The organism is Rhizobium sp. CB3060 (assembly GCF_025200735.1).
Taxonomy (GTDB): domain Bacteria; phylum Pseudomonadota; class Alphaproteobacteria; order Rhizobiales; family Rhizobiaceae; genus Rhizobium.
The window spans coordinates 1094476-1105722 of the sequence record NZ_CP104158.1; the positions used below are offsets into that span (position 1 = coordinate 1094476).

General features: G+C 59.2%; 22 protein-coding genes. All 22 read left to right on the top strand.

The window, feature by feature from the left end:
- Nucleotides 1–3: 3 nt before the first annotated feature.
- The gene (gene tuf / locus N2601_RS05365; protein ID WP_104822771.1) at nucleotides 4–1179 is read left to right on the top strand and encodes an elongation factor Tu; all 1176 of its coding nucleotides are present in this window, start codon (nucleotides 4–6) and stop codon (nucleotides 1177–1179) included.
- A 311-nt stretch (nucleotides 1180–1490) separates the two neighbouring features.
- Nucleotides 1491–1799, top strand: a complete 309-nt coding sequence (gene rpsJ / locus N2601_RS05370) for a 30S ribosomal protein S10 (protein ID WP_003547547.1) — start codon at nucleotides 1491–1493, stop codon at nucleotides 1797–1799.
- A 39-nt stretch (nucleotides 1800–1838) separates the two neighbouring features.
- Nucleotides 1839–2480, top strand: a complete 642-nt coding sequence (rplC, locus tag N2601_RS05375; protein ID WP_028753974.1) for a 50S ribosomal protein L3 — start codon at nucleotides 1839–1841, stop codon at nucleotides 2478–2480.
- Nucleotides 2481–2494: 14 nt separating this feature from the next.
- Nucleotides 2495–3115, top strand: a complete 621-nt coding sequence (rplD, locus tag N2601_RS05380; RefSeq protein WP_104822784.1) for a 50S ribosomal protein L4 — start codon at nucleotides 2495–2497, stop codon at nucleotides 3113–3115.
- On the top strand, nucleotides 3112–3405 hold the full coding sequence (locus N2601_RS05385) for a 50S ribosomal protein L23 (protein WP_015339600.1): 294 nt from the start codon (nucleotides 3112–3114) through the stop codon (nucleotides 3403–3405). Before rplD ends, N2601_RS05385 begins: the two co-directional genes overlap by 4 nt.
- A gap of 11 nt (nucleotides 3406–3416) precedes the next feature.
- Nucleotides 3417–4253, top strand: coding sequence for a 50S ribosomal protein L2 (gene rplB / locus N2601_RS05390; RefSeq protein WP_104822785.1), 837 nt, complete (start codon nucleotides 3417–3419; stop codon nucleotides 4251–4253).
- Nucleotides 4254–4268: 15 nt separating this feature from the next.
- Entirely contained in the window at nucleotides 4269–4547 is a 279-nt protein-coding gene (gene rpsS, locus N2601_RS05395) for a 30S ribosomal protein S19 (protein WP_004118389.1), read from the top strand.
- A 2-nt stretch (nucleotides 4548–4549) separates the two neighbouring features.
- Complete coding sequence (gene rplV, locus N2601_RS05400) at nucleotides 4550–4939, top strand: 50S ribosomal protein L22 (protein ID WP_004118391.1); 390 nt, start codon at nucleotides 4550–4552, stop codon at nucleotides 4937–4939.
- Entirely contained in the window at nucleotides 4939–5664 is a 726-nt protein-coding gene (rpsC, locus tag N2601_RS05405; RefSeq protein WP_104822786.1) for a 30S ribosomal protein S3, read from the top strand. The genes rplV and rpsC overlap by 1 nt, the downstream gene beginning before the upstream one ends.
- A 36-nt stretch (nucleotides 5665–5700) precedes the next feature.
- The gene (rplP, locus tag N2601_RS05410) at nucleotides 5701–6114 is read left to right on the top strand and encodes a 50S ribosomal protein L16 (protein ID WP_004118395.1); all 414 of its coding nucleotides are present in this window, start codon (nucleotides 5701–5703) and stop codon (nucleotides 6112–6114) included.
- Between the two features lie 11 nt (nucleotides 6115–6125).
- Nucleotides 6126–6326 (top strand): 50S ribosomal protein L29, encoded by a 201-nt coding sequence (rpmC, locus tag N2601_RS05415; protein WP_007690763.1) that lies wholly within the window; start codon nucleotides 6126–6128, stop codon nucleotides 6324–6326.
- A 12-nt stretch (nucleotides 6327–6338) separates the two neighbouring features.
- The gene (gene rpsQ / locus N2601_RS05420) at nucleotides 6339–6578 is read left to right on the top strand and encodes a 30S ribosomal protein S17 (RefSeq protein WP_028753969.1); all 240 of its coding nucleotides are present in this window, start codon (nucleotides 6339–6341) and stop codon (nucleotides 6576–6578) included.
- Nucleotides 6579–6803: 225 nt separating this feature from the next.
- Nucleotides 6804–7172: a 50S ribosomal protein L14 gene (gene rplN, locus N2601_RS05425; RefSeq protein ID WP_003573790.1), complete on the top strand. Its 369-nt coding sequence runs from the start codon at nucleotides 6804–6806 to the stop codon at nucleotides 7170–7172.
- 11 nt (nucleotides 7173–7183) lie between these two features.
- On the top strand, nucleotides 7184–7492 hold the full coding sequence (rplX, locus tag N2601_RS05430) for a 50S ribosomal protein L24 (RefSeq protein ID WP_104822787.1): 309 nt from the start codon (nucleotides 7184–7186) through the stop codon (nucleotides 7490–7492).
- The gene (gene rplE / locus N2601_RS05435; protein WP_004118404.1) at nucleotides 7485–8042 is read left to right on the top strand and encodes a 50S ribosomal protein L5; all 558 of its coding nucleotides are present in this window, start codon (nucleotides 7485–7487) and stop codon (nucleotides 8040–8042) included. The genes rplX and rplE overlap by 8 nt, the downstream gene beginning before the upstream one ends.
- Nucleotides 8043–8075: 33 nt before the next feature.
- The gene (rpsN, locus tag N2601_RS05440) at nucleotides 8076–8381 is read left to right on the top strand and encodes a 30S ribosomal protein S14 (protein WP_028753966.1); all 306 of its coding nucleotides are present in this window, start codon (nucleotides 8076–8078) and stop codon (nucleotides 8379–8381) included.
- A gap of 12 nt (nucleotides 8382–8393) precedes the next feature.
- Complete coding sequence (gene rpsH, locus N2601_RS05445) at nucleotides 8394–8792, top strand: 30S ribosomal protein S8 (protein ID WP_104822788.1); 399 nt, start codon at nucleotides 8394–8396, stop codon at nucleotides 8790–8792.
- Between the two features lie 42 nt (nucleotides 8793–8834).
- A complete protein-coding gene (rplF, locus tag N2601_RS05450) occupies nucleotides 8835–9368 on the top strand; it encodes a 50S ribosomal protein L6 (protein WP_104822789.1) in 534 nt (177 codons plus the stop codon).
- Between the two features lie 12 nt (nucleotides 9369–9380).
- Nucleotides 9381–9743 carry a 50S ribosomal protein L18 gene (gene rplR / locus N2601_RS05455; RefSeq protein ID WP_104822790.1) on the top strand — a complete coding sequence of 121 codons (363 nt, stop codon included), beginning with the start codon at nucleotides 9381–9383 and terminating at the stop codon, nucleotides 9741–9743.
- Nucleotides 9744–9871: 128 nt separating this feature from the next.
- Complete coding sequence (gene rpsE, locus N2601_RS05460; protein ID WP_104822791.1) at nucleotides 9872–10441, top strand: 30S ribosomal protein S5; 570 nt, start codon at nucleotides 9872–9874, stop codon at nucleotides 10439–10441.
- A gap of 13 nt (nucleotides 10442–10454) precedes the next feature.
- Nucleotides 10455–10667 (top strand): 50S ribosomal protein L30, encoded by a 213-nt coding sequence (gene rpmD / locus N2601_RS05465; protein ID WP_007690786.1) that lies wholly within the window; start codon nucleotides 10455–10457, stop codon nucleotides 10665–10667.
- A gap of 16 nt (nucleotides 10668–10683) precedes the next feature.
- Nucleotides 10684–11154, top strand: a complete 471-nt coding sequence (gene rplO / locus N2601_RS05470; protein ID WP_104822792.1) for a 50S ribosomal protein L15 — start codon at nucleotides 10684–10686, stop codon at nucleotides 11152–11154.
- The last annotated feature ends 93 nt before the right edge of the window (nucleotides 11155–11247 follow it).

The following is an 11247-nucleotide window of genomic DNA, read 5'->3' on the forward strand; positions in this document are numbered from 1 at the left end:
AAAATGGCAAAGAGTAAGTTTGAGCGCAATAAGCCGCACGTTAACATCGGCACGATCGGCCACGTTGACCACGGCAAGACGTCTCTGACGGCAGCGATCACGAAGTTCTTCGGTGAGTTCAAGGCGTATGACCAGATCGACGCGGCACCGGAAGAAAAGGCGCGTGGTATCACGATCTCGACGGCACACGTTGAATATGAAACGGCTGCTCGTCACTATGCGCACGTCGACTGCCCCGGCCACGCTGACTATGTGAAGAACATGATCACGGGTGCTGCGCAGATGGACGGCGCGATCCTGGTTTGCTCGGCTGCCGACGGCCCGATGCCGCAGACGCGCGAGCACATCCTGCTCGCCCGCCAGGTTGGCGTTCCGGCGATCGTAGTGTTCCTGAACAAGGTCGACCAGGTTGACGACGCCGAGCTTCTGGAGCTCGTCGAGCTTGAAGTTCGCGAACTGCTGTCGTCCTACGACTTCCCGGGCGACGACATTCCGGTTGTCAAGGGTTCGGCGCTTGCTGCCCTGGAAGACAGCAACAAGGAAATCGGCGAAAACGCGATCCGCGAGCTGATGGCCCAGGTTGACGCCTACATCCCGACGCCAGAGCGTCCGATCGACCAGCCGTTCCTGATGCCGATCGAAGACGTGTTCTCGATCTCCGGCCGTGGTACGGTTGTGACGGGCCGCGTCGAGCGTGGTATCGTCAAGGTTGGTGAAGAAGTCGAAATCGTCGGCATTCGTCCGACGTCGAAGACGACGGTTACCGGCGTTGAAATGTTCCGCAAGCTGCTCGACCAGGGCCAGGCCGGCGACAACATCGGCGCGCTGGTCCGCGGTGTGAACCGTGACGGCGTCGAGCGTGGCCAGATCCTGTGCAAGCCGGGTTCTGTGAAGCCGCACAAGAAGTTCATGGCCGAAGCCTACATCCTGACGAAGGAAGAGGGTGGCCGTCATACGCCGTTCTTCACGAACTACCGTCCGCAGTTCTACTTCCGCACGACGGACGTGACGGGCATCGTGACGCTTCCGGAAGGCACGGAAATGGTTATGCCTGGCGACAACGTCACGGTTGCCGTTGAGCTGATCGTTCCGATCGCGATGGAAGAAAAGCTGCGCTTCGCTATCCGCGAAGGCGGCCGTACCGTCGGCGCCGGCATCGTCGCCTCCATCGTCGAGTAATTCGAAGTCGGCCACTCCATCCGAGTGGCCGATTCGATGACAATAATATGATGCAAGCGGCAGTAGCCGCTTGCTTATGACATGGAAATGTTGCAAATGGCGCGCGAGCGCGATTTGCGCCCTGCTTCGGATAACGAAGCGGCCAATGAGATTAACGATAAGGTGGGCCGAAAGGTCTAAAAAAGTGGATGGGGATGCCGTCGCCGGCGTCCCTCTCGATCTTTGAAACCGGTGGTCCGCCTTAGGAAAAAGAAAAATCCGTGCCCTTTTTGAGCGGCACGCGAGATAACAAAACACAAGGATAACGTCGAATGAACGGCCAAAATATCCGCATTCGCCTGAAGGCGTTCGATCACCGGATTCTCGATGCTTCCACGCGCGAGATCGTGTCGACGGCGAAGCGCACCGGTGCTAGCGTCCGGGGCCCCGTTCCGCTTCCGACTCGTATCGAGAAGTTCACGGTGAACCGGTCCCCGCACATCGACAAGAAGAGCCGCGAGCAGTTCGAGATGCGCACGCATAAGCGCCTTCTCGACATCGTTGACCCGACCCCGCAGACGGTAGACGCGCTGATGAAGCTCGATCTCGCCGCCGGTGTCGATGTTGAGATCAAGCTCTGAGACCTCTGGTCCTCGAGCTGAGTGAGAAGGATTGAACCGATGCGTTCAGGTGTGATTGCACAGAAGGTGGGAATGACCCGCGTCTATAACGACGCCGGCGAGCACGTCCCGGTAACGGTATTGCGTTTGGATGGCTGCCAGGTCGTGGCCCAGCGCACAGTAGAAAAGAATGGCTACACCGCAGTTCAGCTCGGTGCTGGCCAGGCAAAAGTTAAGAACACGACGAAGGCCCTGCGCGGTCATTTCGCCGTTGCCAGCGTTGAGCCGAAGGCCAAGCTCGTTGAATTCCGTGTTACGGACGACAACCTGCTCGAAGTTGGTACCGAGCTCAAGGCCGCTCACTTCACGGCGGGCCAGCTCGTCGACGTGACCGGCACGACGATCGGTAAGGGCTTTGCCGGCGCCATCAAGCGCCACGGCTTCGGCGGTCTGCGCGCCACGCATGGTGTGTCGGTTTCGCACCGCTCGCACGGTTCGACCGGCTCGCGCCAGGATCCGGGCAAGGTGTTCAAGAACAAGAAGATGGCTGGTCACATGGGCCAGACCCGCGTCACGACGCAGAACCTCGAAGTGGTATCGACCGATGAAGATCGCGGTCTGATCCTCGTCAAGGGTGCGGTTCCCGGCTCCAAGGGTGCCTGGATCATCGTACGCGATGCCGTCAAGTCGGCTGCGAAGTAAGGGGAGCCAAACCAATGGAATTGAACGTCAAGACCCTCGAGGGAAAAGACGCTGGGAAGGTTTCCCTTTCTGATGCGATTTTCGGCCTCGAGCCGCGTGAGGACATCCTCGCACGCGTCATTCGCTGGCAGCTCGCCAAGAAGCAGCAGGGCACGCATCAGGCAAAGGGCCGCGCAGACGTAGCGCGCACCGGTGCCAAGATGTACAAGCAGAAGGGTACGGGCCGCGCTCGTCACCATTCAGCTCGCGCTCCGCAGTTCCGCGGCGGTGGTAAGGCTCACGGCCCGGTCGCTCGCAGCCATGAGCACGACCTGCCGAAGAAGGTTCGCGCCCTCGGCCTGCGTCATGCTCTGTCCGCCAAGCTGAAGTCCGAAGACGTCATCGTCATCGACAGCCTGGTTGCAGCCGATGCAAAGACCAAGGCTCTGGCCAGCACTTTCGAGACGCTCGGCCTGACCAATGCACTCTTCATCGGTGGCGCTGAGCTCGACAGCAACTTCAAGCTCGCGGCTCAGAACATCCCGAACATCGATGTTCTGCCGATCCAGGGCATCAACGTTTACGACATCCTGCGCCGCGGCAAGCTCGTGCTGTCCAAGGCTGCAGTTGAAGCTCTAGAGGAGCGATTCAAGTGACGGATCTTCGCCATTATGATGTGATCGTGTCTCCTGCGATCACCGAAAAGTCCACGCTGCTTTCGGACAATAACCAGGTTGTTTTCAACGTTGCCAAGACCGCGACGAAGCCTGAAATCAAGGCTGCCGTCGAAGCGCTCTTCGGCGTCAAGGTGACGGCCGTTAACACTCTGCTGCGCCTCGGCAAGACCAAGCGGTTCAAGGGTCTCGTCGGCAAGCAGAAGGACGTGAAGAAGGCTGTTGTGACGCTCGCCGAAGGCCAGTCGATCGACGTCTCCACCGGTCTCTGAGGAATAAGAAAATGGCATTGAAAACATTCAATCCGACGACCCCGAGCCAGCGTCAGCTGGTCATCGTCGATCGCTCCTCGCTCTACAAGGGCAAGCCGGTCAAGACGCTGACGGAAGGCCTGACCTCCAAGGGTGGCCGCAACAACACCGGCCGCATCACCGTGCGTTTCCAGGGTGGCGGTCACAAGCGCAGCTATCGTCTGGTCGACTTCAAGCGTCGCAAGTTCGACGTTGAAGCATCAGTCGAGCGCATCGAATACGACCCGAACCGTACCGCTTACATCGCTCTGGTGAAGTACACGGACGGCGAACTGGCCTACATCCTCGCTCCGCAGCGCCTCGCTGCTGGCGACAAGGTCGTCGCTTCGGAAAAGGCAGTGGACGTGAAGCCGGGCAACACCATGCCGCTTCAGTTCATCCCGGTCGGCTCCATCATCCATAACGTGGAAATGAAGCCGGGCAAGGGCGGTCAGATCGCTCGTTCTGCTGGCTCCTACGCTCAGCTCGTTGGTCGTGACCAGGGCATGGCGATCCTTCGCCTGAATTCGGGCGAACAGCGCCTCGTACATGGCAATTGCCTTGCAACGATCGGTGCGGTTTCGAACCCGGATCATGCCAACATCAACGACGGTAAGGCCGGTCGTTCGCGTTGGCGTGGCAAGAAGCCGCATAACCGCGGCGTTGTCATGAACCCGGTTGACCATCCGCACGGCGGTGGTGAAGGCCGCACCTCCGGTGGTCGCCATCCGGTGACCCCATGGGGTAAGCCGACCAAGGGCAAGCGTACGCGGTCGAACAAGTCGACCGACAAGATGATCATGCGCTCGCGCCATCAGCGCAAGAAGTAAGAGAGGAAGTCTCAAGTGGCTCGTTCAGTATGGAAAGGTCCGTTTGTTGACGGCTATCTTCTCAAGAAGGCTGAGAAGGTGCGCGAAGGCGGACGTAGCGAAGTAATCAAGATGTGGAGCCGTCGCTCCACGATCATGCCGCAGTTCGTTGGTCTCACCTTTGGTGTTTACAACGGCAGCAAGCACATTCCGGTCAGCGTCAACGAAGACATGGTCGGTCACAAGTTCGGCGAGTTCGCCCCGACCCGTACCTATTATGGTCACGGTGCGGACAAGAAGGCGAAGAGGAAGTAACAATGGGCAAGGCAAAAACCGAACGCCGGCTGAAGGACAATGAGGCGCAGGCAGTTGCGCGCACGCTCCGTGTCAGCCCGCAGAAGCTCAACCTGGTCGCGGCTTCGATCCGCGGCAAGAAGGTTGACCGCGCGCTCGCAGAGCTGGAATTCTCGCGCAAGCGTATTGCTGGCGCCGTGAAGAAGACGCTCGAATCTGCGATCGCCAACGCTGAGAACAACCATGATCTCGACGTTGACTCGCTGGTCGTGGCGGAAGCCTACGTCGGCAAGTCGATCGTCATGAAGCGTTTCCACGCTCGTGGCCGTGGCCGCGCGTCTCGTATCGAGCGCCCGTTTGCGCACCTGACGATCGTCGTTCGTGAAGTGGAAGCTCAAGGGGAGGCCGCATAATGGGTCAGAAAATCAATCCAATCGGTTTTCGTCTTGGCATCAACCGTACTTGGGATAGCCGCTGGTTTGCGGACAATGCCGAGTATGGCCAGCTCCTCCACGAAGACCTGAAGATGCGCAAGTTCGTCATGAACGAACTGAAGCAAGCCGGTATCTCCAAGGTGGTCATCGAGCGCCCGCACAAGAAGTGCCGCGTCACGATCCACTCGGCTCGTCCGGGCCTGATCATCGGCAAGAAGGGCGCTGATATCGACAAGCTCCGCAAGAAGCTGTCGGACATGACGAATTCCGAAACGCACCTCAACATCGTTGAAGTTCGCAAGCCGGAAATCGACGCGACGCTGGTTGCCCAGTCGATCGCTCAGCAGCTCGAGCGCCGTGTAGCTTTCCGTCGCGCCATGAAGCGCGCCGTTCAGTCCGCGATGCGTCTTGGCGCCGAAGGCATCAAGATCACCTGCGCCGGCCGTCTCGGTGGTGCGGAAATCGCTCGTACGGAATGGTACCGTGAAGGTCGTGTGCCGCTGCATACGCTGCGCGCCGACATCGACTACGGTACGGCTGAAGCAGAAACCGCTTTCGGTATCTGCGGCATCAAGGTCTGGATCTTCAAGGGCGAAATCCTTGAGCACGATCCGATGGCCTCCGAACGCCGCGCGCTCGAAGGCGACGCCCAGGGTCCGGCTAGCCGCGATCGCGATAGAGACCGCCGCCGCGAAAACGCTTGATAGCGTTCGTGGCAGATAAGTTCGGAGAATAAGAAAATGTTGCAGCCAAAGCGTACGAAGTACCGCAAGCAATTTAAGGGCCGCATCAAGGGCGTTGCCAAGGGTGGTTCTGACCTCGCATTCGGCGAATTCGGTCTGAAGTCGCAGGAGCCCAACCGCGTCAACGCTCGTGAGATCGAAGCGGCTCGCCGCGCGATCACGCGTTATATGAAGCGTGCCGGCCGTGTATGGATCCGCGTGTTCCCGGATGTTCCGGTAACCGCAAAGCCGACCGAAGTCCGCATGGGTAAAGGTAAAGGCTCTGTCGAATACTGGGCATGCAAGGTCAAGCCCGGCCGTATGATGTTCGAGATCGATGGTGTGAGCGAGGAAATCGCTCGTGAGGCTCTGCGCCTCGGCGCCGCCAAGCTCTCGGTCAAGACGCGCTTCGTGCAGCGCATTGCAGAGTAAGGAAGAAGCTCATGAAAGCCGCAGATGTTCGCGCCCTGAGCGCCGACCAACTCAAGGACGAGCTTGCCAAGCTGAAGAAGGAGCAGTTCAACCTGCGCTTTCAGAAGGCGACCGGCCAGCTTGAGAAGTCCTCGCGCATCAACGAAGTCCGCAAGGACATCGCCCGCGTGAAAACCATTGCCCGCCAGAAGGCGGCAGAAGCAAAGGCCTAAAGGAAGAATAACATGCCGAAGCGCATTCTGCAGGGCGTCGTGGTCAGCGACAAGAACGAGAAGACGGTAGTTGTCCGCGTGGAGCGTCGTTTCGCTCACCCGCTGCTTCAGAAGACCGTTCGTCGTTCCAAGAAGTACAAGGCTCACGACGAAAACAATCAGTACAAGGTCGGCGACGTCGTTTCCATCGAGGAATGCGCGCCGATCTCCAAGGACAAGACCTGGACGGTCGTTTCCGCCCAGGCCAAGTAACAGAATTTCGCTCAGGCCCTTGCGCTTGGGCGAAATATCTGTATGAAGCACGAGCTTGGAAGCAGGACGCTCGAGAACGGGCGTTCTTTTGCTTTATTGATGGCCGGCGAAGGTGACCCAGGTGGTCCTGACTGCCGGAGAAATCAGACAAGACACTAGTCCATAAGCCGGGGTAGGGGGCTGTTTAGCCCAACCATTCCGGTAACAACAAGAAGGCGACCTGACATGATTCAGATGCAAACAAACCTCGACGTGGCGGATAATTCCGGCGCACGTCGTGTCATGTGCATCAAGGTGCTGGGCGGCTCGAAGCGCAAGTATGCCTCGATCGGCGACGTCATCGTCGTTTCGATCAAGGAAGCCATTCCGCGCGGCCGCGTGAAGAAGGGTGACGTGATGAAGGCGGTTGTCGTTCGCACCGCCAAGGACATCCGTCGTCCGGATGGCAGCGTCATCCGCTTCGATACCAACGCAGCAGTCCTCATCGACAACAAGAAAGAGCCGATCGGCACCCGTATCTTCGGACCGGTTCCGCGCGAACTTCGCGCCAAGAACCACATGAAGATCATCTCGCTGGCTCCAGAAGTACTGTAAGGAGCGGAGCGATGCAAAAGATCCGTAAAGGCGACAAGGTTGTCGTATTGGCCGGCAAGGACAAGGGCCGTACCGGCGAAGTCATTCAAGTGCTGCCGAAGGAAGACCGCGCGGTCGTCCGTGGCGTCAACGTCATCAAGCGCCACCAGCGCCAGACGCAGACCCAGGAAGCCGGCATCATCAGCAAGGAAGCCCCGCTTCACCTGTCCAACATTGCGATCGTCGACAAGGACGGCAAGCCGACCCGCGTCGGTTTCAAGGTTGTAGATGGCAAGAAGGTCCGTGTGGCCAAGACCTCGGGAGAAGTGATCGATGGCTGAGGCAAAGTACGAGCCGCGGCTCAAGAAGGAATATGTCGCCCGCATTCGCGCAGCGATGCAGGAGAAGTTCTCCTACGCCAACGAAATGCAGATCCCGAAGCTGGACAAGATCGTGATCAACATGGGCGTTGGCGAAGCAACGGCTGATTCGAAGAAGCCGACCGTTGCTGCTGCCGACCTCGCAGCGATCGCCGGCCAGAAGCCGGTCATCACCCGCGCGCGCAACTCCATCGCTGGCTTCAAGGTCCGCGAAAACATGCCGATCGGCGCCAAGGTGACGCTGCGCGGCGCCCGCATGTATGAGTTCCTGGATCGTCTGGTCAACATCGCGCTCCCGCGCGTTCGCGACTTCCGCGGCCTGAACCCGAAGAGCTTTGACGGTCGTGGCAACTTCGCCATGGGCATCAAGGAGCACATTGTGTTCCCTGAGATCAACTACGACAAGGTTGATCAGATGTGGGGCATGGACATCATCGTTTGCACGACGGCGACGACCGACGACGAAGCACGGGCTCTTCTGAAAGAGTTCAACTTCCCGTTCCGTCAATAACCGTAACGACGAGCGTAGAAAAGGAACCCTGATATGGCGAAGACAAGCGCAGTCGAAAAGAACAAGCGCCGCCGCAATACGGTTGCCAACCAGTCCGCGAAGCGGGCTGCCCTGAAGGCAATCATCATGAACCAGTCTCTTCCGATCGAAGACCGGTTCAAGGCCACTCTGAAGCTGGCATCGCTCCCGCGCGATGGATCGAAGACCCGCATTCGCAACCGTTGCGAAGTATCTGGTCGCCCGCGCGCCTATTACCGCAAACTGCGCATGTCGCGTATCGCGCTGCGTGAACTCGGCAATCTCGGCAAGGTGCCGGGTATTGTCAAGTCGAGCTGGTAAGGAGCAGATTAGATGACTATGACTGATCCTTTGGGTGATATGCTCACCCGCATCCGCAACGGCGCTTCCCGCCGCAAGTCGTCGGTTTCGACGCCTGCGTCCAAGCTTCGTGCGCGTGTTCTCGATGTTCTGCAGGCTGAAGGCTACATCCGTGGCTACTCCGTCGTCGATTTCGGCAACGGCAAGTCTGAGCTCAACATCGAGCTCAAGTACTATGAAGGCTCTTCGGTGATCCGTGAGATCGGCCGTGTGTCCAAGCCGGGCCGCCGAGTTTATGTCTCGGTCAAGTCCATTCCGCAGGTCGCGAACGGCCTCGGCATCACCATCCTTTCGACTCCGAAGGGTGTGATGGCCGATCACCAGGCTCGCGAACAGAATGTTGGTGGCGAGGTTCTCTGCTCGGTCTTCTAAGATCGAACAGAGATCTCCCTCGAAACAGACAGGTTTGAAAAAATGTCTCGTATCGGTAAGAAGCCCGTTCAGGTGCCTGCAGGAATCACGGCCTCGGTTGATGGCCAGAAGGTGACTGCTAAGGGCCCCAAGGGCGAACTGGTTTTCGTCGCTAACGACGAAATCGGTCTCAAGCTGGAAGATAATGCAATTGTCGTGACGCCGCTCAACGACTCCAAGGATGCTCGCGCAAAGTGGGGCATGTCCCGCACGATGATCGAGAACATCCTGAAGGGTGTTAAGGACGGCTACGAGCGCAAGCTCGAAATCAACGGCGTCGGCTACCGTGCCTCCATGCAGGGCAAGAACCTGCAGCTCGCGCTCGGCTTCAGCCACGACGTGGTTTATGAGCCGCCGGTCGGCATCACGATTGCTGTGCCGAAGCCGACGGAAATCGTCGTCTCCGGCATCAACAAGCAACAGGTCGGCCAGGTTGCCGCTGAAATCCGCGAATATCGCGGTCCTGAGCCCTACAAGGGCAAGGGCGTCAAGTATGCCGACGAGCGGATCGTCCGCAAAGAAGGCAAGAAGAAGTAAGGATCACGCGAAATGGCTAGCAGGAAAGAAGCACTTGCACGTCGTGCCAACCGCGTGCGCCGTCAACTCAAGTCGGTGGCCAATGGCCGTCCGCGCCTGTCGGTTCATCGCTCGTCGAAGAACATCTACGCCCAGATCATCGATGATGTGGCTGGTAAGACGCTTGCGTCTGCCTCCACCCTCGACAAGGATCTTCGCGGTTCTCTGAAGACCGGTGCCGACACCGCAGCCGCTGCTCTTGTAGGTAAGCTCGTCGCCGAGCGTGCCTCCAAGGCCGGCGTTAAGGAAGTCGTGTTCGACCGCGGCGCCTTCATCTACCACGGCCGCATTAAGGCCCTGGCCGATGCAGCCCGCGAAGGCGGCCTGACCTTCTGATCAAGTTTCCGGCCGGCAGCTTTCGAGCGCCGGCCGGATATCACCGGACCGCTGATCTCCTTCGGGAGGTCGATGCGGTCTTCGTTTTGTTTGCCGATTGCACCCGGAAAAGAAAAAGGAAGAGGACAATGGCACAGGAAAAGAGGGCTCCGCGGGAAGACCGCCAGAGCCGTGAAGAGCGCGATAGCGAATTCGTCGACAAGCTGGTCGCGATCAACCGCGTCGCCAAGGTTGTAAAGGGTGGCCGCCGTTTCGGTTTCGCCGCTCTCGTCGTCGTCGGTGACCAGAAGGGCCGCGTAGGCTTTGGTCATGGCAAGGCACGCGAAGTGCCGGAAGCGATCCGCAAGGCAACCGAAAGCGCCAAGCGCGACATGATCTTCGTACCGCTGCGTGACGGCCGTACGCTGCATCACGACGTTCATGGCCGCCATGGCGCCGGCAAGGTTCTGCTGCGCTCGGCCAAGGTCGGTACCGGTATCATCGCCGGCGGCCCGATGCGCGCCGTTTTCGAAACGCTCGGCGTTCACGACGTCGTTGCCAAGTCGACCGGTTCGTCGAACCCGTACAACATGGTTCGCGCCACGTTCGACGCCCTGAAGCACCAGGTTCACCCGAAGGACATCGCAGCTCAGCGCGGCATCAAGTATGCCACTCTGCAGGCTCGCCGCGCGTCCTCGGGCAACGCCTCCGAAGAATAAGGGAGTTTGACCTATGGCCAAGACGACCAAGAAGGCTGAAGCCAAGGCGACCGTTACGGTCGAGCAGATTGGCAGCCCGATCCGCCGTCCGGATGTTCAGCAGAAGACGCTGATCGGTCTCGGACTGAACAAGATGCACCGTCGCCGCACGCTGGAAGACACTCCGGCTGTTCGTGGCATGATCCGTGCTGTCCAGCATCTCGTTCGCGTTGTCGACGAGAAGTGAGCCGGAGGTATTCGCTATGAAACTGAATGAGATCAAGGATAACGAAGGCTCGACCCATAGCCGCAAGCGCCTCGGCCGCGGCATCGGCTCCGGCTCCGGCAAGACCGGCGGCCGTGGTGTGAAGGGTCAGAAGTCCCGTTCGGGCGTTGCCATCAACGGCTTCGAAGGCGGTCAGATGCCCATCTACCGTCGCCTGCCGAAGCGCGGCTTCACCAACATCTTCGCTGCCGACTACGTCGTTGTGTCGCTGGCTCGCATCCAGGCTGCCGTCGATGCCGGCAAGCTCGATGCCAAGGCAACCGTCGACGCAGCAGCCCTGAAGGCTGCGGGCGTGATTCGCCGCGTCAAGGACGGCGTTCGTGTTCTCTCGGACGGCGAACTGAAGGCGAAGCTTTCGCTGGAAGTTGCAGGCGCCTCCAAGCCGGCGGTCGAAAAGATCGAAAAGGCTGGCGGTTCCATCAAGCTGCTCGCTTCTGTCGCAGAATAATCTTATCAATAAATCGCCCGGGGTGCTTCACACCGGGCGATTTTGCTCCCATATGTGAGCCTCACGAACCTGAGCGATGCAGCAGTGTCTTTT